Consider the following 26,112-nt stretch of genomic DNA (forward strand, 5'->3'; position numbering starts at 1 on the left):
AGATTTGACGATAGAAGATTATAGAGATATGGGGTTATGCGGAATGAGACATCTAAGAAAGAGCAAGTTTGGCATCCTTGCCATTGCTGCAGCATGTTTTTTATTGCTTGTTGGGTATAAGGAACAGACGATTCGCGTTCACTATACAAAGGATATGGTAAGTGTGGCACATCGAGGGGCGTCGCACTTCGCTCCGGAAAATACAAGAGCTGCTTTCCAGAAAAGCGTCGAATTGAATGCGGACTTTTTAGAATGCGATGTTCATGTATCAAAAGATGGCGAACTAATTATTATGCATGATGATAAGATCGATAGAACGACTAATGGAAGCGGTTTCATTAAAGAGTTTACGTTAGATGAACTGAAGCAATTAGATGCCGGGGCTTCGTTCAGTAAAGAGTTCAAAGGTGAACAAATCCTTACCTTAAATGAACTAATAGATGAATTTTACGATCAAATCGGTCTGTTGATCGAACTGAAAAATCCGAAGCTCTATCCCGGTATTGAGGAGAAAATAGCATCCTTATTAGGAGAATATGATGATCTAAGCTCTATAATCGTACAGTCATTTGATATTGATTCTATGAAGAAGATGAGTGTTTTGCTACCCAACTTGCAGGTGGCAGTGCTCATTCATCCAAAAGATTCGTTGCTCAGTGCTGCAAAGTTAGATGATCTAGCATCGTTTGCATCTTATATTAATTTTAATGTATCGTTTTTGAATAAAAAAACGGTAGAAAGAGTTCATGATCGCGGTGCAAAAGTATTTGTTTGGTCGAAAAAAGATAAAAACATAATTGCAAAAGCCCATAAATACAATGTGGATGGCATTATAACCGATTTTTCCAATTGGCCATATGAAGAGCTAATCTATTTAGCGCAAGAATAGTTTTAGATTCCCCTATTATTGGGTGACTTTCGGCTGTAGACACTTTGTCTACAGTCTTTTTAGGTTGTAAAGGAATAAAATAGATATTCCCTCTATTTGCCTTGATGGAAGGAAGCTAATTTAAAGTAATGGAAAATCGAACCCTCTGCTGTTTGTTTCGCGTCATCTTTTAAAGGGGGGATGGCAAACATGATGTGTCATCATTTCTCCCCATTTACAATGCGATCTATAGTATGATGGACGGAATGGATCAATTGAACTTGCTTATACGTGTCGAGCTGCCGCAAATTTTACATGACTGGAAAATGAAGTGAAGGCAGCTAGCAGATGATCACAAAACTAAGGAGTAATGATAGATGGATATACATATTTTATATGAGGACAATCACTTATTAGTAGTGGAGAAGCCTGTAAATATACCAGTGCAAGAAGACGATAGCGGGGATTTAGATCTGCTGACAATTTTGAAGCAGGATTTGAAAGAACGGTATCAGAAGCCTGGCAATGTTTACTTGGGACTTGTCCATCGGCTTGATAGGCCGGTAGGGGGAGTGTTAGTATTCGCGAAAACGTCGAAGGCTGCTTCAAGACTGTCAGATGTTTTAAGGAAGCGAGAGATGAAAAGAACGTATGTCGCCGTTGTGCGAGGCATATTACGGGATGAAGGTAGACTGATGCATTATTTATGGAAAGACTCGAAAAAGAATATTGTCCATGCTGTTTCAGAGAAGCATCCGGGAGCTAAGAAAGCGGTGCTTGATTATAAAACAATCATCCGTGAAAAACAGCTTAGCTTATTATCTGTTCGATTGCATACCGGGAGATCCCACCAGATTCGAGTGCAATTATCCGAGTCAGGAGCACCGCTTTTTGGCGATCAAAAGTACGGCAAGCATGTGAATCGACCGGGAGAGCAAATTGCATTATGGGCGCATACCTTGGAATTTCCTCATCCTACTACGAAAGAGCAACTGACATTCGTTTCTTATCCTCCCGAAGAATATCCTTGGACGATATGGAAGAAACGTGAGTCCTATTTATCTGTATAGAAGGGGAACTATTGTCGATTGACAATAAAAACGAGGAAACCTACACTAAATAAGAGAAAATGTAAGTTGGAGGAAAACATGACAAACGATCCTTTTATACCGATTATTATTGGAACTGACATTAATGCATATAATATGGCAATATCTTTCCACGAAGCATATGGCATCCATCCTATACTTGTCGGGAAAGAGCCTCTTTCCTTCACGAGTTTGAGCACAATTCCTGCAGCGATTGAGCTGCATCCGAGACTGGGCGAAAAAGAAGTGTTTGCTAAATTTTTAAATGAAGTCGCAGAAAAATATAAAGAGGCTGGAAAAAAGCTGCTTTTAGTTGGAACGAATGATTTGTATGTACGATCAATTATTGAAAATCGTGATGCTCTACAAGATCATTACGTATTTAATTATATTGACGAGCCGTTGATGAATGATCTTCTTGTGAAAAAGAACTTTTATAGACTTTGTGAAGAGCATGGAATCGATGCGCCGACAACACATTTCTACTCTTGCTTAAGTGAAGAACCGTTTGAAGAAGAAATGAAATTTCCTGTCATTATTAAGCCAAGCAACGGCGTGCAATATTACAAGCATCCATTTGAAGGGATGCAGAAAGTGTATAAAGTCGATACGTACGAAGAAATTCAGCAAGTCATCGAAACGATTAAACGAAGCGGTTATACGGATGATTTGATCATACAGGACTTTATTCCGGGCGATGATACGTATATGTGGGACTCCGTCTTTTACATTAATAGCAAGGGAAACACAGAACTAATCACATTTGGACAAGTCGTCCTTCAAGAACATACGGTTACGGCAATCGGAAATTATACTGCTGTTATTACGCGTTACAATGAAGAAATGATGTTAAAGCTGAAAGGTTTCTTAGAAAAGTTGAATTATGTTGGTTATGCGAATTTCGATTTGAAATACGATCATCGTGACGGCAAATTCAAAGTGTTTGAAGTGAATATTAGACAAGGTCGTTCAAGTTATTACATTACTTCATGCGGCCATAATATGGCGAAGAATCTCGTTGATGATTTGATTTATGGAAAAGAGAAGCCATTGACGTTGTTAAAAGAGAAGTTTTTATTCACAGTCGTGCCGAAAATCGTGTTGAAGAAATTTGTTGCAAATCGTGATGTAAATGAAGAGATAAAAGGTTTATTGAAAGATAGGAAATACGCGAATCCGCTCTTTTATAAAAAAGACAAGAGCTTGAAGCGTAAGCTTTATTTGTTTTTAAGGCAAGTCAATTATTACAGGAAATATAAAAATCATCAATGGTAATGGATCGCGACCTTTGAAGCTCAGTAGGCTCTTAGGTCGTTTTTTTCGATGAAATAAGGCTGGTTATGCACAATTCCAAAGCTGTTATCCTCTTGTAGGCAAGGTATGTGTTTTAGTTGACTGTTGTTATACGCTTGTGTTGTTGGAAGCATCTATACCGTTTTCATTGAAGGTCTGTTTTTCATATTATGGCATACATATAGCTATTTACTTAGTTTACACTCCAGAAAAAAAAGGAATAGAAGAGGTGGTCAGGAGGAAAGACATCATGAGAAAATTTGAAGACGAACGATTGACTAATAAAAGAAACCGAATGATTGAAAACTTGGTAGATGCAGGTGTATTTAAAATAAATGAAAAACAATTATATGAATTATCCTTGTATGAATTAACGAAAAATTATATGATGCTGCAAAATGATCATAGAAAAACGATGTAGAAAGCTTAAGGAATGGCGGGGATTGGATTATGGGAGAATTGAATGGATTAGTAACTGATTGGCTTGATGAAATGACAGTTCGGGAAATGATGGAGAGAATGAATGCAGGAGAGCTTACTTCAGAAGAGCTCACCGTTGCTTATTTACAGAACATCGCCGTGAAGAACGCTAGTCATTTCGCGATTCTTGAAGTGAATCCGCAGGCAGTACAAATTGCGAAAATGCTTGATATGGAAAGACGGCAAGGGCTTGTAAGATCGCCGATGCATGGCATCCCTGTGCTGTTGAAAGACAATATGGACACAGGAGATTCCATGCATACGAGCTGTGGTTCATTGGCTTTATCTCATTATTATGCTGCTGATGATGCATTTTTAGTGAAGAAGCTAAGAGCAGCAGGAGCAGTTATTTTAGGAAAAACGAATATGACAGAGTGGGCAAATTTCATGTCGGATCGCATGAGGAACGGATGGAGCTCAAGGGGTGGTCAAGTTATGAACCCTTATGGACCATTTGACGTCGGTGGTTCAAGCTCAGGGGCAGCTGTAGCAGTTGCAGACAATTTAACGGCCGTATCGATTGGGACGGAAACGAGTGGTTCCATTATCAACCCATCTACCCAAAATTCAATCGTCGGAATAAAACCGACTGTTGGCGCAATAAGCCGCACAGGTATAATCCCGCTCTCATTCACACAGGATACGCCGGGACCGATGGCGCGTACAGTGGAGGATGCATTGTTCGCTTTTGAACAAATGATCGGTTTCGATGAAAAAGACCCGGTTTCTTATGGCGCTAACAAGTTTAAGGGGATTGACTGGCAATCCACATTGGATGTTCATGCATTGAAAGGCGTCAAGATCGGTGTTGCCCGGAAAATTTTTGAAAGGGAAGTATCCTCCGAAGAAATGCAGCTTTTCGATGATGCATTGAAAAAAATCGAAGCATTAGGTGGAGAGATTGTCGATCATATTGATTTAGGTACTATGGAAGACGACTTAGGCTATGATGTTTTATTACACGAATTCAAATCGGCATTGAACGGCTACTTAGAAAGGACTGCCGCTTCCAATCCAATTCGAACCTTAAAAGATATTATACAATTTAATAATGACCATGCTGAAGAGACGTTAAAGTATGGACAAGCGATGTTGGAGCGGTCGGAAAGAACGAGCGGAACATTGACAGATCCATCTTATATAGAGGCATTGCTTCGAAATCGTAGATTAGCAGGTGAGTTAGCGCTAGATCGGGCTTTTGATACGTATGGAATACAGGCCATTGTATTTCCGAAAGATCATGGGTGCAGCTTCAGCTCAGCGGTCGGTTATCCAGCGGTTGCAGTGCCAGCTTCTTTTACAAAAGAGGGAGAACCGTTCGGCATCACTTTTTGTGGAAAGGCATATGATGAACCGAAACTGATCGGCTATGCTTACGCTTTTGAGCAATTTACACGAGGTAGAAAAAGCCCTTCTATGAGAAACAGTTGAAATGAAAAGCAATACAGTTCATTATTAAAGGAAGGAAAAGTGAAAGCGGGGATGAGAATGTCCTTTTTAGAGCAAATGGACGAAGTGTTTAAGAGCAAGTGGAAATTTGAACGTGAAATGCCGATTCAATCACAAATGATACCACTATTATTAGAAGGAAAAGATGTAGTAGCTGAATCACCGACAGGGACGGGTAAAACTTTGGCGTATGTGCTGCCGATCCTACAAATGGTACAGGGCAGCAAACAGCAAACACAGGCATTGATCATGTCCCCTTCGCAAGAACTGTCGATGCAAATTGTAAACGTCATCCGTGAATGGATCAACGGAACCGATATTACAGTAACGCAATTAATTGGCGGTGCGAATATGCAAAGACAAATCGAGAAATTGAAAAAGAAACCGACGATTGTCGTTGGAACGCCTGGTAGAATTGTCGAATTAGTTAAGGCAAAACGACTTAAAATGCATGAAATTAAACATATTGTATTAGATGAAGGAGATCAGCTCTTATCGAGAGATTATCGAGTCATCGTCAAAGATTTGATCGATTCGGCTAATCCCGAGCGTCAGGTCGTTGTTGTGTCCGCTACTATTACAGATGAAATTGAGCTTGTAGCGAAGCGTATGATGGACGAGCCGGTACGCTTGAAAGTATCTCTTGATGATATGCCGTTAGTCGGAAATGTGACTCATTCATTCATTAAGACAGAAATTAGAAATAAGACAGATCTATTGCGGGGGCTTTCTCATCTGCCATCCATTAGGGCACTTGCATTCATGAATAACGTCGATCAGCTGCGCATGAAAGAACTAAAATTGCAATATAACGAAGCGCCAATTGCGGTGCTCTACTCAAATATGTCAAAGTTCGAGCGTCAGCAAACACTTGAGGATTTCAGAAAGGGCAAAATTCATATTTTAATTGCAACGGACTTAGCAGCACGAGGGCTTGACATTGAAGGTTTGACACATGTTATCCATGTCGATATTCCTCATACAATCGAGCAGTACTTGCATCGTTCTGGAAGAACGGGACGTGCAGGTCAAGATGGAGAAGTGCTGACATTGTTAACGTATCCTGATGAAAAAACATATCGAAAATTAACGAAAGGGCTTAAGCCTGTCCAGAAGATTTACTATAAGGGTAAGTTGATGGAAGGAAACGCGAAAACAAAAGATAGCAAACCGAATAGCCCGAAATCGAAAAGTAAAAAAGGGCGGAAATAAAAAGGAGGAGCCGTAAATGGCTCCTCCTCAGCTTGTTGACAAACGCTCGCATCCTGCGTTGAGGCCAGCAGGACGCTGGTCATGCAACCGTTGCTGCAGGATGCAGCGGACTTAGGTTGCCTTTCCTTCGCTCGTCCCCTCATGAACCTAAGTTCTATTCGGGTCTTCGCTCGACTTCGCTCCTTGTCTGACAAGCGTTTTCAAGCCAAGCTGGGCAAACACCTATCTCATGACTACAAACCTTAAAAGGACTGTAGACAAAGTATCTTTTTACTTTGTCTACAGTCTGAGGAGGAGCCGTAAATGGCTCCTCCTTTGCTTAATCCAACTGAGTTAAAATGATCGGTTCGTCTTTTGTAACGATGATAGTATGTTCAACTTGTGCAACGAGTGATTTGTCAGGCGTGACGAATGTCCAGCCGTCTCCCAATTCGATAATGTGCTCAGCTTTCTCTGAAATGAACGGCTCCACTGCTAAAACCATTCCTTCTTTCATTAATGTTTTATCCCAAGCATCGTAATAATTGAGGACATGCTGGGGCTCTTCATGTAACGAAGTTCCAATCCCGTGGCCAGTCAAGTTTTTAATTACTTTTAATCCATTGTCTTTTGCTTCACGTTCAACAGCTTTGCCAATTTGGTTTAAGCTTGATCCAGCTTTCACTTTTGTCATTGCCCGGTCGAAAGCGCTTTGTGCCACATCGCACAGCTTTTGTTTCCTTTCATCGGGTGTTCCGACTACAAATGATACGCCTGTATCTGCAAAGTAACCTCCAAATGACCCTGAAACATCTATGTTGACGAGGTCTCCGTCTTTTAACGTTTTGGAACCTGGAATGCCGTGTGCGACTTCATGGTTCACGCTAATGCACGTATAGCCGGGAAAATCGTATTGATCGATTGGGGCCGAGACTGCACCGTGTTCTTTGAATAGTCGCCCGCCTAATTCATCTAACTCTTTTGTCGTAATGCCAGGAACTGCAGCCTCTTTTAACGCTTCACGAATTTCAGCTACAATTTTGCCGATTTTTTTTAACGCTTCAATCTCTTCATTATTCTTTACAATCATTTTGTACTGGTCCCTTCTTTTTTTCAATCACGCATCGGTCTTCCTTTAAGGCAGAAAGCCGTTTTGCGTCAAGCCTTCCGATGATCGAGGATGACCTACTATAACCTGCGTTTTGTTCAGCTTTCTATACTATATCATATTTTTTTCCGATGTATGATGTGTATGCATTGCTCGTTTTAGACTCCTATTTATCACTTCAATACTTTAACGCCTTGATAGACATTCCAAATGACGATCGCTAAAAATAGCACTCCATAAATGAGCATAAATAGGAAAGGCGTAAAACTCCAAAAATTAATATCACCTGTCATCATGCCCATCAGTCTATTTTCGAAAGAGACAATCGAAAACGAAAAGAGCAAGAAGCCTGCCACCATAACGATAACGGGACATAGGTGGGAAATAAGAGATCGCTTCGCATGCGTTTTTACTTCATAATCATCCGTAACAAAGTAGACGATGACCGGTAAAAGCAAGGGAGAGAAAAAAACACTGAAATAACAGAGAGCAGACAATATTTTACTATTTGGCATATAAGAACCTCCTCGTTCACAGTCCACTTATTTATCAATTCCCATCCTATAGACTATCCAAAACGAATAATTTTCATAGGATGTTTGTCCAATAAAACAATATGATACGTATTTTCAATTAAAAAACTTGCCACCTATTGCTTCTAATAATTATTCCATATACAATAGTATCGATAATTGAATTACAAGACCACAAGGGGAGCCTTTTGGCTGAGAGTGGACAATGCGTCCTGACCCTTCGAACCTGTAAGTTCATGCTTGCGTAGGGATGTGGATGGAAACTGGCATACTACGATGTCTCGGTTCTATCCGGGGTGTCGTTTTTTGTTTCCTTATATCCCTCCTATTCCAAAGAAGGAGGAGAACTAGTTGGATCGTAAACGTCTTCAATTTTTGTTAGAGGTTGCTATTTTAGGTGCATTATCTTTTGTTTTGGACTTGTTAGTATTGTTCAAGTTGCCGCAAGGAGGATCGATCACGTTATCAATGCTTCCGATTATCGTCATGGCCTACCGTTGGGGAATTGGCGGAGGGATGTTAACGGGCTTCCTTTCCGGACTGCTGCAGCTTGTCTCAGGAGCTTTTGTGCTAAATGTTTACCAGGCGGCTCTTGATTATTTTGCTGCCTACACATTGGTTGGTGTAGCAGCCATTACAATCGGTTGGTTATTAAACGGTAAAAAATCGAATGATAAGAAAACAATGGGGATGGCAATTGTTGTTGGCACCGTTGTAGGCGGATCGTTACGCTTTTTGATTCATTTCATAGGAGGCATGATTTTCTTCGCAGAATATGCAGGAGACCAGCCTGTTTGGTTATATTCGCTTGTTTACAACGCTTCGTATATGGTTCCGTCCATATTGCTCTGTGCGATTGTAGCGGTGCTTTTATTCACGACTGCTCCAAGATTAATTGAACGTACGTAAACAACTATACTTCGGAAAATTTATAGAGTTCAATCCCTTATTTGATGAAATAAACCTTCGTCCCGATAAGTAGAAAACAGAATAGAAATAAAACGGACTGTTCTTTCATTTTGAAAGGACAGCCCGTTTTTTTGAATGATTTTCTCTGAAGATCATAAATGCTATGAGAACCGCTGTTAAAAATAATGCTGCAGCTGTTACAAAAAGTTCATCAGTTCCGTTTTTAAATGCAATGCCGATAAATGTCCAAATGAACACGAAGTTCATCATAAAATCGTGGTAATGAAACATAAAATGAAGGGCAAATGCTGTAGAAATCGTTAAATAGATGACAGTCCATAATGGAGCACTTAAACCGAAACCAGACCAATCATGCAGCAGTAAGTAATAGCTTACTGTTGAAATGAGAGTAAGAAAATTCCATCCAATTAGCAAACTATATGGCATCCTGCCTGATATATGGTTATCCGTCTTATGATAGCTAAAATACACTGAAAACAAAATGCATAGTAACAGGATTTTAGCGGCGATGCTTAAAGACAGGTAGCCATAGTGCCAACAGAAAATCCATACGATCGATAGTGCAATAGCAGTGAAGAAGCCGTACATCCGTAAATTTATAAATTTTTGTTCTTTTGCAAACGAAGGAATCCAAACAAATAACATTGCGTATATTACTATCCATAATAAAAAGACATAATTTGCTGGAATAAAAAGTAATGGCAGCCTATTTGCGATTTCACTAGTTGTTTGACCGTTCAAAGAGAAAAAAGTCGCGATGACATGTAAAATGATTAGCACTAAAAGTGAAAGAGTCATCATGATAATTCTTGACATAATAAATCCTCCCTTTGAACAGTATACCTATGAAATGCTCTTGGTGCGAAAGAAAGTATGAAATTTACGTCACAAAAACCATTATTTCGAACACCGAAGATTCGTGTTATAATAATATTCGTAGTTAACGAAAATTTTAAAAAAGAGTAGGGGGATTTGTTATGACGAAAGTGGGTTATTCACAAGTATGGGATTTAGATGTTTTTTTTGCAGGGGGTAGTGAATCACAAGAACTTCGGGCACATTTGGATGCTTCAAAAGAGGAGATCAATATCGTTGAAGAGAAAGTTGCGAAGTTCCATACACCTGTTTCCGCGGATGACGGAAAAAAGGTTTTTGAGCTAATAGAAGCGATAAAAGGCACTGCCATTAATTTACGAGAAGCAGGAGCAGTTATCGGCTGTTTTTTAGCTGCAAATACAAAAGATAAAAAGGCATTGATCCTGCAAGGGGAAATGGGAGCTTTATCTGCGAAGTTTGCAAACATTCAACTAAGATTCAAGCAAACACTTGCAAAAACCGATGCAGAGGTTTGGCAATCGTTACTTGAAACGGATGAACTTTCACAGTTTACATTCATTTTGAATGAATGGCGAGAAGAAGTGCAAATGAAGCTTTCCGAAGAAGAAGAAAGCTTGATTACCGCTTTAAGTGTTGATGGTTATCAAGGATGGGGACAATTATATGATCAGCTTGTCGGAGATATTGAAATTCAAATGACTGTTAACGGGGAAGAGAAGTCATTATCAGTAGGACAGGCAAATAATCTTTCATCAAATAAAAATGAAGAAATCCGGAAAGAAGCATTCGAAAAACTTACAGAGGCATGGAAATCGAAAGAAGACTTTTTCGCTTCTGCTTTAAATCACTTGGCAGGATTCAGGCTAGCCGTTTATGATAAGAGAGGCTGGGATTCCGTCCTTCAAGAGCCTCTAATGAGAAATCGCATGAGCCAAGAAACGTTGGATGCGATGTGGAGTGCAATTAGTGCCAACAAAGAACCATTTGTATCTTATTTAAGTGCAAAAGCCAAGATGATAGGCAAGGAAAAGATTGACTGGTATGATTTGGATGCACCCGTGACTGCTTCTACGAAGACGATGGAATATGAGGAAGGCGCTGAATTCATTTTAGAACAATTCGGCAAATTCGGTCCGGAGTTAGAAGCTTTCTCACGCAAAGCTTTCAATGAAAGTTGGATTGAAGCCGAGGATCGTCCGAACAAACGTCCAGGCGGTTTTTGTACGGGTATGCCAAAATCGGAGCAATCCAGAATCTTCATGACATATAGTGGTTCTATGTCGAACGTTGCAACTTTAGCCCATGAATTAGGCCATGCATTTCATTCATACGCGCTGCGCCCTGTACATTATATGAATCGGCAATATGCTATGGGCGTCGCAGAAACTGCATCCACATTTGCCGAAATGATTGTAGCGGATGCTGCGGTGAAAGCAGCGGAGACGAATGAGGAGAAAGTTGCGCTTTTAGAAGATAAAGTTCAGCGCAGCGTCGCATTTTTCATGAATATCCATGCGCGTTTCCTATTTGAAACAAGGTTTTATGAGGAACGAAAACATGGAGTTGTTCCTGCAGCACGTTTGAATGAATTAATGGAGGAAGCGCAAAGAGAAGCTTATGGGGGTGCGCTTAATACAGTCCATCCTCATTTCTGGGCATCTAAGCTGCATTTCTATATTACGAACACACCGTTCTATAACTTCCCGTATACATTTGGATATTTGTTCTCGCTGAGCATTTATGCGAAAGCATTGGCCGAAGGAGAAAACTTCGAACAGAAGTATCTATCTTTATTGCGCGATACTGCAGTTATGTCTGTCGAAGACCTGGCTATGAAGCATTTAGGAGAAGATATAACAAAAGTCGATTTTTGGGAGAAAGGTGTAGCTCTTTGTGTGAAGGACGTAGAAGAGTTTTTGAAAATAGCTTCCAAAGAAGGGTGAACAAGTATTGATTCTGCTTGAAGGAGAAACGATCTATTTACGAATATTGACAGAAGAGGACGCTTCGATTTTCACGGAGATGTTAATCGCCAATAAAGAGTTTTGGACAGTATTCGAGCCTCGTCATGAACCGAGTTATTATACCGTTTCTGTCCAGCGGGATAAAATCAGGGAATCCATCTATCAGATGAGGGACCGCAGGGAGTATAACTTCGGTATATTTGATTCGGAAACAAGCAGATTAGTTGGGCATATTTCATTGTATAGCATTAAAAGATTGCCCTTTTCGAGCGGTTTTATCGGATACTCGGTAGATGAAAGGGAGACGGGAAAAGGGATTGCGACTGAAGCGGTGAAGATTGTAACAAAATTTGCTTTCGAAACGATGTCCCTTCACCGTGTCGAAGCATTTGTTTCTCCTAAAAATACCGGTTCCGTAAAAGTATTGGAGAACGCAGGCTTTACTCAAGAAGGCTTGCTGCGAAAATTGTTGTATATTAACGGTGTTTGGGAAGATCATTACATGTATGCCATAGTGGAAGACGATTTTTGAAAGGGCAAGGCCGCATGGCGGAGATTAATGTCGAAAATAAAGAGCCGATTCCTTTAATAGGAATCGGCTCAGCTTGTTGAAAAACGCTTGCATACTATGAATTAATATTGCCGTATTTACGCGCCCTTTTCGGAAATGTTCTATGTGGCAAGCGATTTCAAGCCAAGATAGGCAAACACCTATTTCATGACTATTAACTATAAAAAGACTGTAGACATAGTAAAATTTACTTTGTCTACAGTCTTTTATGTATTTCCCGGGAAATGTGGAACGTCTTTATTGATCATAACCGTTAACGATAACGTCTAATTTTCCAGTATCTGGTTGTACGACGAGGCCGTGAACTGGCACTTTAGCGTCCATTAATGGATGATTTTTAATACTGTCCACACTTGATTTGACACTTTCTGTTACATCATTAAAACCATGTAGCCAGTCTTTCATATCAATTCCAGAATACTTTAAAGTTGTAAATAGGTTCTTATCGATTCCGCGATCGACCATTTTATTAATGATTTTTTCCGTATCGACTGAACTCATGCCACAATCATGGTGGCCAATGACATATACCTCGTCAGCTTGCAATTCGTATATTGCAACGAGAATGCTTCGCATAATGCCACCGAAAGGATGAGTTACAATTGCACCCGCACTTTTGATTATTTTCGCATCTCCATTTTTCAAGTTCATTGCTTTAGGAAGAAGCTCTGTTAAACGAGTATCCATACAAGTCAGAATGACAATTTTTTTATTTGGAAATTTTGTCGTAGCGTATTGTTCATATTTCTTTTCTTTAACGAACTCTTCATTGAATGTCATAATATCGGTTAAGATAGTCATAAACATGCCCCCAAATGATTTATGTGCTAATTTTACCGAAAAATAAAAGAGTTGCCAACTGGCAACTCTTTTTTATTTAGTTTCTGGCTTTGGATCTATCGTTTCTGCATCAGAAGAATTCAGAGCCTTACCAAGGTAATGCATTGTGAACAATGCTGCAATTAAAAGGACAATTGCATATCCGATTACTGTTGTAAACATCAAGCCCATCATCAAGACCCCTCTCTACATATATATTCTATATTTCGTATGAAATTTGGAAAAAGGTTTGCCCGTTTCTATTTCATATGAATGATTTTGCTATAACCATTATACTATATAACAAACTTTTTTAAAGACCTCATTTGAATTGATTGTGTCAATAATTAGAATGCCCAGTTGCCTTGACGGAAGACCGGTTCTACTTGGCCATCTGCTGTAATGCCATCGATGTCCATTTCAGCGGATCCAATCATGAAGTCAACATGCGTAATGCTTTGATTCAATCCATGTTTTTCAAGCTCTTCTGTCGACATTGTTTTGCCGCCCTCTATGCAGAAAGAGTATGCACTGCCGATCGCTAAATGGTTAGAAGCATTTTCATCGAACAATGTATTGTAAAATAATATTCCTGATTCAGAGATCGGAGATGCGTGAGGCACTAAAGCGACTTCACCTAAATACTTAGCACCTTCGTCGGTGTTGATAAGCTGGTTAAGGACTTCCTCGCCCTGTCCGGCTTCCACCGCTGTAATTTTCCCATCTTTAAACGTAACTTTAAAATCATCAATAATATTGCCGCCGTAGCTTAGCGGTTTTGTATTGGAAACATATCCGTTGACACCCGTTTTATGTGGAACTGTAAATACTTCCTCAGTCGGCATATTTGCCATGAAAGCATTGCCTGCAATATTTACGCTGCCGCCGCCTACCCAAATATGCCCTTCAGGCAGTTCAATCGTTAAATCAGTTCCTGGAGCAGTGTAATGAAGTTTTTTGTATGCTTTTTTATTCAAGTAATCCGCTTTATCATTTAATGTTCGATCGAGGTCCTTCCAAGCACTTACAGGATCCTCTTGATCAGCACGTACTGCTTTGAAGATTGCTTCCCAAAGTGCAGGTACTTGTTCTTCTTCCGGCAGATCAGAAAAAACCTTTGCTGCCCAAGCCTTTGATGGGGCAGCGATGACACACCAGCTGAATTGGTCAGCTTGCATCATTTGGCGATACTTGCTTAAAGCTTTGCCTGCAGCCTTTTGGAAATCAGCAATACGTGAAGTTTCTATCCCTTTTAGTAAGTCGGGGCTTTGTGAAGCGACACTTACGAAAGCCGCCCCTGCTTCTGATAGTTTTTCTTTTTCCATAACCTTCCACTCGGGGAATTCCGAAAAAGAATCAGCTGGTGCCATTTCGTATCGAGTTCTTGAAATTTGGTCGTCTGCCCAGTCAACTAAAACATTGCGTGCACCTGCTTCATATGCTTTTTTAACAACCATCCTAATAAAATCAGCAGTTTCAATGGATGCACTAATACATAAAATTTGATTCGGCTGAATATTGGCCCCTACTTTAACGACCAATTCCGCATAATTTTCCAACTTCTTTTCGAATGTAGACATACGATCTACTCCTTTCAACGTATGTATTCATACTACTTCAATCGCATTCCTCAGGCAATTAGAAAAAATGAAATATAAATTTCTGTCACATCGAATTCTTATTTTATTTACAATATAACTCTAAAGAAATGCCTATTTCTGTCGAAATAAAAAGAAGTAGACTGACATGGAGGTAGTCAAATGGATTTATCAACGGTTTTTGGGCTTATCCTTGGCGTTGTCGCATTGTTTGTCGGTATGGTCATGAAAGGCGTATCGCCGGATGCTCTTTGGAATATCGCTGCAATCCTCATCATTATCGTTGGAACGGTAGCAGCTGTTGTCATTGCGTTTCCAATGAAAGAACTGAAACGCGTGCCGAAATTGTTCGGAATCATTTTCCGTGAACAAAAATTGACATCTGATGCAGACTTGATTCGTATGTTTTCAGGTTGGGCAGATATCGCGAGACGAGAAGGATTGTTATCGCTGGAAGCAAAGGCGGATGAAATTGATGATCCATTTTTGAAAAATGGATTAGGTTTGGCGATAGATGGACAAAACGCCGATTACATCCGTGATGTACTAACTGAAGAAGTCGATGCTATGGAAGATCGGCACTCATCAGGAGCCCTAATCTTTTCACAAGCAGGGACATATGCTCCGACTTTAGGGGTATTGGGTGCGGTTGTTGGTTTAATAGCAGCACTTGGAGATATGAATGATATTGAGGCATTGGGGCATGCAATTTCTGCCGCATTCGTCGCAACGTTATTAGGAATTTTTACAGGGTACGTGTTATGGCATCCGTTCGCAAATAAGCTGAAAAGGAAGTCAAAAGAAGAATCACGTCAAAAGATGATGATGATCGAAGGCATTTTATCCGTCTTAGAAGGTGAAGCGCCACGAGTGATAGAACAGAAATTATCTTCTTACTTGTCAATGGAAGAACGTCGTAAGCTCGCAAATGCTGGCGGAGGCAAGGAGGCGGGACAGGTTGTCGAGGAAACGCAAGCGTAAAAAAGATGACGGGCATATTGACGAATCATGGCTATTGCCGTATTCTGATTTGCTCACGTTACTATTAGCATTATTTATCGTTTTATTCGCATCAAGTTCATTGGATGAGGCGAAATTTAGTCAAATTTCCTCTGTTTTCAACCAAATCTTTGACGGGGGAAAAGGGGTAATGGATGACGCTGCGCCGACTTCTGTTCCTGTACCGAAAGATTCGTCAGGGGAAGAAAATGAAAACTCATCCTATCTTGAGGATCAGAAGTCATTAGAAGGCATCCAAGAAAAATTGGATGACTATATTGCGGTCCATGAGTTGGAAAATCAATTCGAGACACAATTGACAGACGAAGGATTGCTTGTAACGATTCGTGATAGCATCCTTTTTGAAACAGGGAAGGCGACAATCAGTCCGCAATATGAAAACATGGCAAAGGATATTGCAAATCTTCTAATATTCGAGAAGCCACGGCAAATAGTAATTACCGGACATACGGATAACGTCCCGATCCATAATGCGGAGTTTGAGGATAACTGGGAACTTAGTGCGAAACGTGCTTTAAATTTCTTAAAGATTATTATTAGCAGCAACGGGCTAGACCCTAAGTTGTTCAGCGTAAAAGGCTATGGAGATACGGAGCCGATTGCATCGAATGATACTTCGGAAGGCAGAAGTAAAAACCGTCGTGTCGAAGTGTTAATACAACCGTTAGTTATGAAAGATGGAACAATGGTAGAATAAAAAAGCCAGCTTGTTGACAAACGCTCGCATACTGCGTTTACAAGCCAAGCCAAGCTGAGCAATCATCTAATTCATGACTAAAAACCTTAAAAAGACTGTAGACAAAGTGAAAAGATGCTATGTCTACAGTCTGAGGCTAATTAAAGGAAAAATCCTTTAATTAGCCTTTTTATTTTGTTTTATCTATCCGAATTAAAGAAAAGGCGCCTAAACCTTAAACCGATCAAAGAAGATCGATTGGTGAGGCACCTTTTCCTGCATAGGATCAATTGCGCAATGAACCCAATTCCGCTGCAATCGCTTGCATTTCATTAGGACTGATCGTTTCTCTTTTCATGACCATCTCATAAATGTAAACCAAATCCTCATAATGAGAAGTATTGAAGCTTTCTGCCTTCATTGCATCGACATTGACCATGCGAAGCTTGTCTTTAATTTTATCAATCATATACGCCACGTTTTCTGTGGATGGTTGAGTTAAATCCATTGATTCGTCCGCCTTTCGTTAACATAGAAACTATCATTTCATTATTTGGCGGATGTGTCAACTGAAGTTTGCTTGCCCAATCGTTCCGCTTCTTTTTCTTCTTGGACTTTCGCTTGGAAACGCTTTGTTTCCATTATAATTATACCGGACAGCCCTAACAGTCCAATCAAGTTTGGAATCGCCATTAAGCCGTTCAGTACGTCAGCAAGTGCCCAGACAACATCGAGGGAAGCAACTGCTCCAACAAAAATAAATGCTACGAAGATGATTCGATAAGCTAAGACAAAACCGTGTTTTGGGAATAAATATTGGAAACATTTTTCCCCGTAATAGCTCCATCCTAAGATCGTTGATGTAGCGAAGAAAATTAATCCGATTGCTACGATAAGTGGACCTGCTGAACCAAGGAATGATCCGAATGCTTCTGCAGTCAGTGCACCTGCGTCAATTGATTTGTCTTGCCATTTACCAGACATGACAATCGTAACTCCTGTAATGGAGCAAATGATTAACGTGTCGAATAATACTTGCGTCATGGAAATTAACGCTTGCCGTCCAGGATAATCCGTTTTAGCTGCAGCTGCGGCAATCGGTGCAGATCCTAACCCGGCTTCATTCGAGAACAATCCACGTGCGACCCCAAATCGGATGACGGCACCGATTGCTCCTCCGGCAGCAGCTTGTCCAGTAAAGGCATCTTTGAAGATGAGAGCGAATGCTTCAGGAACTAAATTTAAGTTCATAATAACGACAATCGCTCCTGCAATGAAATAAAAAAGTGCCATGATCGGAACGAAAAATGCGGTAACCCGGCCAATTGATTTTATGCCCCCTAAGATAACGAGTGCACCGAAAACGACAAGTGCAATTCCCGTAATGTAGTGCGGCACGTTGAACGTGTTATTCATAACGTCAGCGACAGCTTTGGATTGAGTACCGTTACCGATACCAAAAGCAGCTAATGCGCCGAAAACAGCAAATAACACACCGAGCCATTTCTGTTTCAAGCCATGCTCCAAATAATACATCGGCCCCCCAGCCATTTTACCTTTGGAATCTTTGACCCGATACTTAACAGCAAGAATGGCTTCCCCGTATTTTGTTGCCATTCCAAAAAATCCGGCTAGCCACATCCAGAAGATTGCTCCCGGTCCGCCCATAAATACAGCAGTCGCAACTCCGACAATATTACCTACTCCAACAGTAGCAGCCATAGCAGTCATCAGCGCCTGGAATTGGGAGATGTCACCATCGGCTTTTTTATCATGCTTTCTTGTAAAAATCTGCTTTAAAGAATAGGGCAATAAACGGACTTGTATAAATGACAAACGAAAAGTAAGAAAAATCCCGGTCCCTACAAGCAGGACTAATAGCGGTACTCCCCAAACAAAACCGCTTACCTTGTCCAAAAACTTTGCAATTGCATCCATATCCATACTTTTCCCCCCTAATTAATTTGTCGAATAAGACTTCTTTTCATCCCTTTGCAAACAACACTCCTTCCACAACACTATATAGCTACTGATTTTAAAAGATAAATAGTGTTATTGTTAATATTCCGAAACTTAAACAGTTTAGTCAAGTACTTTTTTCATTTTCGTCATGATTGTTTGTTTTTCACTGTTAAGGGTATAATATGGTATGCAAATTAGATGATATTGGAGGGTTTAGAGTGGGAAATAGCAAATTTGGAAGATTTATTATTTTGGGGGCGATTGCTGGCGGGCTTTTAAGTATGTTGGATAGAAGTACACGGCAACATGTCGTGAAAAAGTCGAATGATCTTGCAGCGCAAATCAGTCATTATTCAAAAAATCCCGATGACTTAAAACAAAAAATTATGGAAACGAAAGATAAGTATATGTCCTTATATGAACAAGTAGCTGGAGACGCTACCTATATTAAAAGTCAAGTGGATGAATTGAAAACGTTAACTCCACAAGTAAAGGATATTGTCGTCAACACGAAAGAAGCTTTTGTCGATTCTAAGGAAGAGATCAAGGATATTGTCTCTGAAAGTGACAATTCGCCATCGGCAAAAAAGTTGTAATTTCCGAAAGGAGTGAGTCAAATGTGAATAAGGATAAGCAATTGACTCCAAAAATGAAACAACGAAAAAATGAAGGCAAAGATGGCTTTTTGAAGGATAGCAGGTTAATGAATTTCTTTGAGGATGTCAAAGAAGGTGATTTGGAAAAGTTTGATGTTACGACAGCTAATGGGTTTTGGAAAGAGCTATTAGTTAGAATAAAGAAAGTCGATATAACGGGATTAGGATCCCAATTGGCCTTCTTTTTTCTAATGTCTCTTTTCCCGCTATTAATCTTTATAATAACCCTTTTACCTTATTTGCATTTAGACCAATCGCAAATCTTTCTCTTCATACGTGATTACGCTCCTGAAAGTGTATATAACTTAATTCATGATACATTAGGTGAAATATTGGAAAATCGCAATGGGGGATTGTTGTCTATTGGAATACTGGCAACAATATGGTCTGCTTCTAAAGGGATGAATGCCTTAACAAAAGCGTTGAACAGGTCGTATTTTGTCGATGAAACAAGATCGTTTCTCGTTGCCCGAGGGATGTCGATTGTCTTCACTGTCGCACTTATCGCTGTTTTGATAGTTGCTTTACTACTACCTGTCTTCGGTCAACAGATTGGTAGTCTTGCTTTTTCATATTTTGGTTTGGAAGAAGGCTTTTTGAAACTTTGGGGCAGTTTACGATGGCTGTTGCCCCCAATACTCATATTTGTTGTATTTTCAGCAATTTATTGGGTAGTGCCCAACTTGAAAATCCAATTGAGGAGTGTTCTCGGAGGGGCTTTATTCGCCACTGTAGGGTGGATATTGACTTCATTGGCATTTTCGTATTATGTCGGTAATTTTGGGAACTATTCAAAAACGTATGGCAGTATTGGTGCAATTATTGTTTTAATGCTTTGGCTTTATTTTTCCGCTATCATTCTAATGTTGGGCGGACAGTTAAATGCAGTAATGACGGAAAGAAAACAAGCTAAATTGGCGAAAGAAAAGAGCAATGCCGTTTCATAGGCATTGCTCAGCTTGTTGATAAACGTACGGCCATTCGAGCTCTTCGTGGTTCGATTGGCTCATCGCCCGCTTCCCGGAAAGTTTGCACCTATAACGGAAAGAGGCGTTTCAAGGATGATACCATTACTAATTCCCATACAATCTCAATCGATTTTATTTAACATCCTTAAGCCGTTTAAAATGACGAGTATTGTGCTTCCTTCATGGCCAATTACTCCGAATGGCAAATCAACTGCTTGTAGGAAGTTTAAAATGATTAAAAGTACAATCACTGATATTGAGAAGATCATGTTTTGTTTTACGATTCTCTGCATTTTTCTTGATACTTTGATAGCATAGGAAATTTTCGTTAGATCATTTTGCATAAGCACAACGTCAGCAGTTTCAAGGGCTACATCCGTCCCTTTTCCCATTGCGATGCCCGAAGTCGCCGTTGCTAAAGCGGGTGCGTCATTTATGCCATCCCCGACCATTCCAACCGCATCTTTTTCGTTCATTAACTTCTTCAATTGATTCACTTTCATTTCAGGGAGACATTCCGCAACATACCGATCCATTCCTGCTTCCCCTGCAATGACATTCGCAGTTTTTTCATTATCGCCCGTCAGCATGATGGATTGGATTCCTAATTTTCGCAAGTCCATTATTGCGCGAGCCGCTTCCGGTCGCAGGCTGTCTTTCAAGGCAATTAATGAGTGAATGCCTTTATCATCTTTCATGAATACGACTGTTTTCCCATCCAATACGAGTTCTCCTGCAATGCCGTCTGCAAAATGATCAACCAATTCCTTGCCTACGAATTTCGGGCTGCCTATATAGATGACGCCTTTTTCTGTTGTTGCACGAATTCCATGGCCAGGTATATCTTCAATTAAAGGAATTTCTGACGATATGACATTTTTGCTTTTTGCAAAATCTACAATTGAAACCGCAAGTGGATGGTTGGACTGGCTTTCAATTGCAGTCCACATAGCCAATGCTTCATTTTCATCCACGCCTTCTCGAACAAGAAAATCTGTCACGACTGGTTGACCTGTCGTTAAAGTACCTGTTTTGTCAAAAGCGATAGCTTTTAATGTAGCCAAATGTTCGAGATGAACGCCACCTTTAAATAGAATGCCGTTTTTCGCACCATTTGAAACGGCTGATAGAGTTGCCGGCATAATAGATGCAACGAGAGCACATGGAGAGGCGACGACTAATAACACGATTGCACGATAAAAAGTAGTAGTCCAATCCCAGCCCAAAAGGAAGTGAGGGAGAAACATCATAGCAAGTACTGTAAAAATTACAACTTTCACGTAAGTTCCTTCAAATTTTTCAATAAATTGTTGGGAAGGGGACTTTTCACTTTGTGCAGTTTGAACGAGAGCGATAATTTTTTGGAACAGCGTTTCTGAAATAGGCTTTGTCATTTTCATACGAATGGCGCCGGTCAAGTTGACTGTACCAGCATACAACTCATCGTTAATATGTTTTTCAGCAGGAATTGACTCTCCATTAATGGCTGACATGTCTACGGAAGTAGAGCCATGTATAATTACGCCATCAGCGGGAATCCTTTCGCCGGGTTTTACTAAAAGCTCGGCTCCGACCTTTAATGAAGAAGTGGCAACTCGAATTGTGGAACCGTCAGCTTGGATGACAAATGCTTCTTCAGGCTGTAGTTCCATAAGTGCAGATATTTCTTTATGGCTTTTATTGAGCGTATACGTTTCTAAAGCACCGCTAATTGCGAATATAAAAATAAGAATAGCTCCTTCCGCCCAGTAGCCAATAATGGCGGAGCCAATTGCAGCGAAAATCATAAGCATTTCAACGTTCAATCTTCTATCTTTTATCGTTTCTTCGATTCCTTCTTTCGCTTTAGCGAATCCACCGATTAGGAAAGCAGTGATATATAGAAAAATGGATATTGCTTCAATTCCATCTCTTCCTAACCACCAGGCAACTGCGATCAGTATTCCTGACAAAAGGGCAGCGATCAATTCATAATGCTCTTGAAGAGAAAACTTTTTAGATGGTGAGAATTCTTTCGAAAAAGTTGTCATTTATATCCCTCCTAAATGATAATGAATCTCAAAATCAATAAGATTACAATTCCTCATCGAATTAAATTATGTTGATAAGACACATTTTGTTCTCCTTTACAATATTAATTACTAAGTAATAATTATTATTGTTTGTATTATAGCATCCAAAATGAAAAGGTGTTACTAAAAAACACTTAAAATAGAAAAAACCTTGGATAATTGTTATCCAAGGGTAGTTTTCTTGATAAGCTATGAACTTAGTTAAATACTTTTTCTTTGAATTGAGACAGTTTTTCCAGAGAGGATTTATCAACATCTGCATGAAGGCTATTGCCGTGCGAGTCCATTGTTACGACTGCGGTGAAATCTTCAACCCGTAAATGCCACATAGCTTCGGGAATGCCGAATTGAAGCAAATCGACACCTTCAACAGCTTTTATGCAATCTGCATAATATTGGGCTGCACCACCGATTGCGTTTAAATAAACGCCACCATGTTCTTGTAATGCTTCAAGCGTTTTCGGTCCCATTCCGCCTTTTCCGATGACAGCGCGAATGCCAAACTTTTTCATAATATCGCCTTGATAAGGCTCTTCGCGAATGGATGTTGTCGGTCCTGCAGCTTTAATTTCATAGCTGCCGTCTTCATTTTTCAATACGACGGGTCCACAATGATAAATGATGTGGCCATCAAGATCGACAGGGGCATCGTTTTCGGTCAAATATTTATGGATCGCATCACGGCCAGTATACATGCGACCGCTAATTTTCACGACATCTCCGACCTTTAATTCACGAATTTGCTCCTCTGTTATTGGGGCTTGCAATTCAACTGTACGAGAAGTTTGGACAGCTGTTCCCTTTTCTTCTGACTGTTCAAAGGATAATTTATCGCCATCATTATAATGCCATCTTATCACTTCTCCTGTATTTGAATCGATGTCTATTGCCATCCGGCGGTAAGCCCAGCAATTGTATGCAACGGAAACATAGAAGCTTGCAGGGATACGGTGCATGACTCCAATTTTACAGCCTAATAGAGTTGCTTCTCCGCCGAACCCCATTGTGCCAATCCCTAATTTGTTTGCATTTTCCATAATGTAGCTTTCTAATTTTGCGAGATCGGCATTCGGGTTTACGTCATCAACTTCCCGGAACAATTGCTCTTTCGCAAGATCGTATCCCGAAGAACGGTCGCCTCCTATACCTACCCCGATGAACCCAGCAGAGCAACCTTGTCCTTGCGCTTGGTAAACTGCATGCAGTATGCATTTGCGAATCCCATCTAAGTCTCGGCCTGCGCGTCCTAACCCTTCAAGCTCTGTAGGCAAGCTGTATTGAATGTTTTTATTTTCGCAACCGCCGCCTTTTAGAATTAGTTTAACTTCGATATGGTTTTCTTCCCACTGATCAAATTTTACAACGGGCAATCCTATTCCTAAATTATCGCCACTGTTTTCCCCGGTAAGGGAGTCAACTGAATTCGGTCGTAGCTTGCCGTCTTTCGTCGCTTGGGCAATTGCACGTTTAATTGCGGCTTTAATTTCAAGCTGATTTACTCCGACAGGCGTTTTAATTTTGAAGGTGGGCAAACCTGTATCTTGGCAAATAGGAGACAGCTTATCATCTGCCATATTAATATTTTTTGCGATCGTATCAAGGCTCATTGCTGCACGAGTGCCTGCGTCCTCTTGCTCACGTGCCGCTTTAACTGCGCGGCGGACATCTTTCGGCAGGTTTGTGGAAGTTTCGCAAATGAGATCGTACATGCTTTTCTCAAGTTGTTCTATGTACATTTTATTTCCCCCTACAAGAATCATCTTTCTTCTTTTAAATTGTTCATTTGATTTTCCAGTTCATCGATCAATTCGATGAGCTGATCAATTTCTTGCAAATCTGCTGTTTCTGGTTCGATCGATTCCAATCTTTCAAGGAATTGATGCAAACGAATTTTTAAATCTTCTACTTGTTGTCTTTTCTCCAAGACGCACACCTCTTTTCATCATTGTAATCGTATAGTATAAAGTGCATTATTTCAATGTCTTCCATACCTTTACAATTTAAATGAATATTCCATGAAACAAAATATTTGCAATTGATAAATATCATGCTATAATGACAATAACCTATTCGCAAAGGAGGCCGTAGAGTAGTGACGAATCACATCCTGAAATGAAGGAGGGGATCCGTGAACGTTTAACGGCGAACGCCGAAAGACGCCTACGACTTATATGCAAATGGAAAGTGAAAGTTCATTTTATACGTAAAGGGCCCAGCCATTCTCTTAAGACAGATATGGACTGGGCCTTTTTTAATTTTGTAATTCATATGTTTTTACGATTTCGATCGAACCTGCTACCGATTGTACCATTGAACAGTTATTGCTCGTCAACTCCATCACTTTATCCATGACCGTCTCTTTTGCTTGGATGCCGTCGATCAGAAAATGAAGATGAATCTTTTCAACCCGATCTGCGATTTCAGGATTCCGTTTCACTTCTCTTACTTCAATTGAAATATGTTTTGCAGGCATCCTTTTTTTGTCCAATATTTTCCTCAGTACGCCACCGCTACATACAGCGATAGAAGACACGAGTAGTTGATATGGCCTGAAGCCATATGCTTCATCGGAGGATACTTCCAACTTGCCAAACGAAGTGCTCGTTACAAAACCGTTTTCAGTCATTTCGAAAATCATTCGTTAATCGCCTCCTTATGCTACTATATATATTGAATTTTAGCAGAAAATCTGAGGTGTTTGTGTGAACAAGGTTAATATGAATGAACGGAAGCGTTTTTGGATACTCGTTATCATTGTTTCGATTTCAGGGTTTTCACAGGGAATGTTATTGCCGCTCATCTCAGCCATCTTCGAAAAAGATGGCGTGTCGAGTGCGTTGAACGGCTTAAATGCGACTGGATTATACATAGGAACGCTTCTGATTTCACCTTTCATGGAAGCTCCCCTGCGGAAGTATGGTTATAAGCCGGTTATTATTACAGGAGGCATTTTAGTATTTTCTTCATTATTGCTTTTCCCTTTATGGAAACATGTGCTTTTTTGGTTTATCCTTCGATTGCTCATAGGCATAGGAGACCATGCATTGCATTTTTCAACACAAACATGGATTACGAGCACTTCGCCACAACATCGTTTAGGTCGCAACATTGCCATTTACGGCCTGTCCTTTAGTTTAGGGTTTGCAGTCGGTCCATTATTTACTCCACTTATCAAAATATTTATGGGATTGCCTTTTATTATTTCGGGTCTGCTATGCATGTCTGCATGGCTCTTAGTTTTTTTATTGAAAAATGAATTTCCGGATCTTCCGCAAAGTACGAAAACCGATGGCAATTTCATGAAGCGTGCCAAAGTGACGATTGCCATTTCTTGGGTCGCATTTTTAGGTCCGTTCGGATACGGCTTTTTGGAGTCTTCTTTAAATGCAATGTACCCTGTTTATGCATTGCGAAGCGGCATCGATTTAACAGCAGTCTCCTTTATCTTAGCGACTTTCTCTATTGGAGGTATCGTTTCGCAGCTGCCATTAGGTATGTTGTCTGACAAAATTGGTAGGCGTTCGGTGATTCTTATAGCATTCGCGGGGGGAGCAGCAGGATTTGGCATGGCTGGTTTCGTAGGCAATGCAGTGCCGCTTATTATAGCAACCGTGTTTGTCGCTGGGTTATTTGTAGGGTCCGTATTCTCTCTTGGTATATCCTATATGTCGGATTTGACACCAAAAGAGTTATTGCCGACCGGAAATCTTCTATGCGGCATTTTCTTCAGCATCGGCAGCTTGACTGGTCCTTTGGCGGGTGGATTGTTTTTGGAGTACATGGAAGGAGTCAGCTTTTTATTAATTATTGCAGTCATTTTCTCTGTGCTGTTCATTGTCGCTTTAGTAGGCGGGAGAAGGAAAGCTGTTCAAATACCTTAAAAGAAATGATGTTTTGAAACAGGCATAAGATCAGTTATGGGCGGTTAAATTCCTATTTCGCATTAAGTTGTTTATGAGTGACAATGGAGAGTCATGTGTTGGGTTGAGTATTTCATAAAAATTATGCGCCAATCTTTTTTTCCGTTCT

26 protein-coding genes and 1 riboswitch are annotated in these 26,112 nt (G+C 40.2%); of the genes, 14 read left to right on the forward strand and 12 right to left on the reverse strand.

The features are described from left to right. The first annotated feature begins 43 nt into the window (after positions 1 to 43). From WFH04_RS01520 to WFH04_RS01545, 6 genes are all read left to right on the forward strand, one after another. Positions 44 to 889, forward strand: a complete 846-nt coding sequence (locus tag WFH04_RS01520; protein WP_336822284.1) for a glycerophosphodiester phosphodiesterase — start codon at positions 44 to 46, stop codon at positions 887 to 889. Between the two features lie 356 nt (positions 890 to 1,245). After that, positions 1,246 to 1,938 carry an RluA family pseudouridine synthase gene (locus WFH04_RS01525; protein WP_336822285.1) on the forward strand — a complete coding sequence of 231 codons (693 nt, stop codon included), beginning with the start codon at positions 1,246 to 1,248 and terminating at the stop codon, positions 1,936 to 1,938. Positions 1,939 to 2,016: 78 nt separating this feature from the next. Continuing rightward, the gene (locus WFH04_RS01530) at positions 2,017 to 3,231 is read left to right on the forward strand and encodes a carboxylate--amine ligase (RefSeq protein WP_336822286.1); all 1,215 of its coding nucleotides are present in this window, start codon (positions 2,017 to 2,019) and stop codon (positions 3,229 to 3,231) included. Between the two features lie 268 nt (positions 3,232 to 3,499). Next, a complete protein-coding gene (locus WFH04_RS01535; RefSeq protein ID WP_336822287.1) occupies positions 3,500 to 3,670 on the forward strand; it encodes a Fur-regulated basic protein FbpA in 171 nt (56 codons plus the stop codon). Between the two features lie 29 nt (positions 3,671 to 3,699). Then, on the forward strand, positions 3,700 to 5,160 hold the full coding sequence (locus tag WFH04_RS01540; RefSeq protein WP_336822288.1) for an amidase family protein: 1,461 nt from the start codon (positions 3,700 to 3,702) through the stop codon (positions 5,158 to 5,160). A gap of 57 nt (positions 5,161 to 5,217) precedes the next feature. Then, complete coding sequence (locus WFH04_RS01545; RefSeq protein ID WP_336822325.1) at positions 5,218 to 6,390, forward strand: DEAD/DEAH box helicase; 1,173 nt, start codon at positions 5,218 to 5,220, stop codon at positions 6,388 to 6,390. 319 nt (positions 6,391 to 6,709) lie between these two features. Here WFH04_RS01545 and map read toward each other — a convergent pair whose 3' ends face one another. Beyond that, positions 6,710 to 7,459 carry a type I methionyl aminopeptidase gene (gene map / locus WFH04_RS01550; protein ID WP_336822326.1) on the reverse strand — a complete coding sequence of 250 codons (750 nt, stop codon included), beginning with the start codon at positions 7,457 to 7,459 and terminating at the stop codon, positions 6,710 to 6,712. Positions 7,460 to 7,650: 191 nt separating this feature from the next. Then, a complete protein-coding gene (locus tag WFH04_RS01555; RefSeq protein WP_336822289.1) occupies positions 7,651 to 7,992 on the reverse strand; it encodes a magnetosome magnetite crystal formation protein family in 342 nt (113 codons plus the stop codon). Between the two features lie 185 nt (positions 7,993 to 8,177). Then, a riboswitch (TPP riboswitch) is annotated at positions 8,178 to 8,278 on the forward strand. Between the two features lie 83 nt (positions 8,279 to 8,361). Here WFH04_RS01555 and thiT point away from each other — a divergent pair. After that, positions 8,362 to 8,919 carry an energy-coupled thiamine transporter ThiT gene (gene thiT / locus WFH04_RS01560; protein WP_336822290.1) on the forward strand — a complete coding sequence of 186 codons (558 nt, stop codon included), beginning with the start codon at positions 8,362 to 8,364 and terminating at the stop codon, positions 8,917 to 8,919. Between the two features lie 105 nt (positions 8,920 to 9,024). On the opposite strand, the gene WFH04_RS01565 is transcribed toward thiT, so the two are convergent. Further along, positions 9,025 to 9,756, reverse strand: coding sequence for a tryptophan-rich sensory protein (locus tag WFH04_RS01565; protein WP_336822291.1), 732 nt, complete (start codon positions 9,754 to 9,756; stop codon positions 9,025 to 9,027). Positions 9,757 to 9,917: 161 nt separating this feature from the next. Between WFH04_RS01565 and WFH04_RS01570 the strand changes: the two genes are divergently transcribed. Beyond that, complete coding sequence (locus WFH04_RS01570) at positions 9,918 to 11,720, forward strand: M3 family oligoendopeptidase (protein ID WP_336822292.1); 1,803 nt, start codon at positions 9,918 to 9,920, stop codon at positions 11,718 to 11,720. A gap of 7 nt (positions 11,721 to 11,727) precedes the next feature. Next, positions 11,728 to 12,273 carry a GNAT family N-acetyltransferase gene (locus WFH04_RS01575; protein WP_336822293.1) on the forward strand — a complete coding sequence of 182 codons (546 nt, stop codon included), beginning with the start codon at positions 11,728 to 11,730 and terminating at the stop codon, positions 12,271 to 12,273. 276 nt (positions 12,274 to 12,549) lie between these two features. Here WFH04_RS01575 and WFH04_RS01580 read toward each other — a convergent pair whose 3' ends face one another. The 3 genes from WFH04_RS01580 to WFH04_RS01590 all read right to left on the reverse strand — a co-directional run bounded on the left by WFH04_RS01580 (position 12,550) and on the right by WFH04_RS01590 (position 14,711). Continuing rightward, positions 12,550 to 13,113 carry a beta-class carbonic anhydrase gene (locus WFH04_RS01580; RefSeq protein WP_336822294.1) on the reverse strand — a complete coding sequence of 188 codons (564 nt, stop codon included), beginning with the start codon at positions 13,111 to 13,113 and terminating at the stop codon, positions 12,550 to 12,552. A 72-nt stretch (positions 13,114 to 13,185) separates the two neighbouring features. Further along, on the reverse strand, positions 13,186 to 13,323 hold the full coding sequence (locus WFH04_RS01585) for a hypothetical protein (protein ID WP_336822295.1): 138 nt from the start codon (positions 13,321 to 13,323) through the stop codon (positions 13,186 to 13,188). Between the two features lie 155 nt (positions 13,324 to 13,478). Further along, positions 13,479 to 14,711, reverse strand: coding sequence for an aminopeptidase (locus tag WFH04_RS01590; protein ID WP_336822296.1), 1,233 nt, complete (start codon positions 14,709 to 14,711; stop codon positions 13,479 to 13,481). 180 nt (positions 14,712 to 14,891) lie between these two features. On the opposite strand from WFH04_RS01590, the gene motA reads away from it, so the two are divergent. After that, complete coding sequence (gene motA / locus WFH04_RS01595; protein ID WP_336822297.1) at positions 14,892 to 15,710, forward strand: flagellar motor stator protein MotA; 819 nt, start codon at positions 14,892 to 14,894, stop codon at positions 15,708 to 15,710. Further along, positions 15,688 to 16,446, forward strand: a complete 759-nt coding sequence (gene motB, locus WFH04_RS01600) for a flagellar motor protein MotB (RefSeq protein ID WP_336822298.1) — start codon at positions 15,688 to 15,690, stop codon at positions 16,444 to 16,446. Before motA ends, motB begins: the two co-directional genes overlap by 23 nt. A 265-nt stretch (positions 16,447 to 16,711) precedes the next feature. Here the strand turns inward: motB and WFH04_RS01605 are convergent, their stop codons facing one another. Together WFH04_RS01605 and WFH04_RS01610 are read right to left on the reverse strand one after the other, a co-directional pair. Further along, positions 16,712 to 16,933 (reverse strand): DUF1128 domain-containing protein, encoded by a 222-nt coding sequence (locus tag WFH04_RS01605; RefSeq protein WP_336822299.1) that lies wholly within the window; start codon positions 16,931 to 16,933, stop codon positions 16,712 to 16,714. A gap of 41 nt (positions 16,934 to 16,974) precedes the next feature. Further along, on the reverse strand, positions 16,975 to 18,363 hold the full coding sequence (locus tag WFH04_RS01610) for an alanine/glycine:cation symporter family protein (protein ID WP_336822327.1): 1,389 nt from the start codon (positions 18,361 to 18,363) through the stop codon (positions 16,975 to 16,977). A gap of 242 nt (positions 18,364 to 18,605) precedes the next feature. On the opposite strand from WFH04_RS01610, the gene WFH04_RS01615 reads away from it, so the two are divergent. Both WFH04_RS01615 and WFH04_RS01620 read left to right on the forward strand, forming a co-directional pair. Next, positions 18,606 to 18,983, forward strand: coding sequence for a YtxH domain-containing protein (locus tag WFH04_RS01615; RefSeq protein ID WP_336822300.1), 378 nt, complete (start codon positions 18,606 to 18,608; stop codon positions 18,981 to 18,983). 107 nt (positions 18,984 to 19,090) lie between these two features. Continuing rightward, positions 19,091 to 19,990, forward strand: a complete 900-nt coding sequence (locus WFH04_RS01620) for a YihY/virulence factor BrkB family protein (protein ID WP_408020154.1) — start codon at positions 19,091 to 19,093, stop codon at positions 19,988 to 19,990. A gap of 143 nt (positions 19,991 to 20,133) precedes the next feature. Here WFH04_RS01620 and WFH04_RS01625 read toward each other — a convergent pair whose 3' ends face one another. The 4 genes from WFH04_RS01625 to WFH04_RS01640 all read right to left on the reverse strand — a co-directional run bounded on the left by WFH04_RS01625 (position 20,134) and on the right by WFH04_RS01640 (position 24,721). Next, a complete protein-coding gene (locus tag WFH04_RS01625; RefSeq protein WP_336822302.1) occupies positions 20,134 to 22,041 on the reverse strand; it encodes a heavy metal translocating P-type ATPase in 1,908 nt (635 codons plus the stop codon). Between the two features lie 239 nt (positions 22,042 to 22,280). Further along, positions 22,281 to 23,819 carry a fumarate hydratase gene (locus tag WFH04_RS01630; protein WP_336822303.1) on the reverse strand — a complete coding sequence of 513 codons (1,539 nt, stop codon included), beginning with the start codon at positions 23,817 to 23,819 and terminating at the stop codon, positions 22,281 to 22,283. Between the two features lie 20 nt (positions 23,820 to 23,839). Beyond that, positions 23,840 to 24,007 carry an SE1561 family protein gene (locus WFH04_RS01635; RefSeq protein ID WP_381479914.1) on the reverse strand — a complete coding sequence of 56 codons (168 nt, stop codon included), beginning with the start codon at positions 24,005 to 24,007 and terminating at the stop codon, positions 23,840 to 23,842. Between the two features lie 327 nt (positions 24,008 to 24,334). Continuing rightward, positions 24,335 to 24,721, reverse strand: coding sequence for an OsmC family protein (locus WFH04_RS01640; RefSeq protein WP_336822305.1), 387 nt, complete (start codon positions 24,719 to 24,721; stop codon positions 24,335 to 24,337). Positions 24,722 to 24,800: 79 nt separating this feature from the next. On the opposite strand from WFH04_RS01640, the gene WFH04_RS01645 reads away from it, so the two are divergent. Beyond that, positions 24,801 to 25,964, forward strand: coding sequence for an MFS transporter (locus WFH04_RS01645; protein WP_336822328.1), 1,164 nt, complete (start codon positions 24,801 to 24,803; stop codon positions 25,962 to 25,964). Positions 25,965 to 26,112 lie beyond the last annotated feature (148 nt).

It is taken from the genome of Sporosarcina sp. USHLN248 (assembly GCF_037144575.1).
Taxonomy (GTDB): Bacteria; Bacillota; Bacilli; order Bacillales_A; family Planococcaceae; genus Sporosarcina; species Sporosarcina contaminans.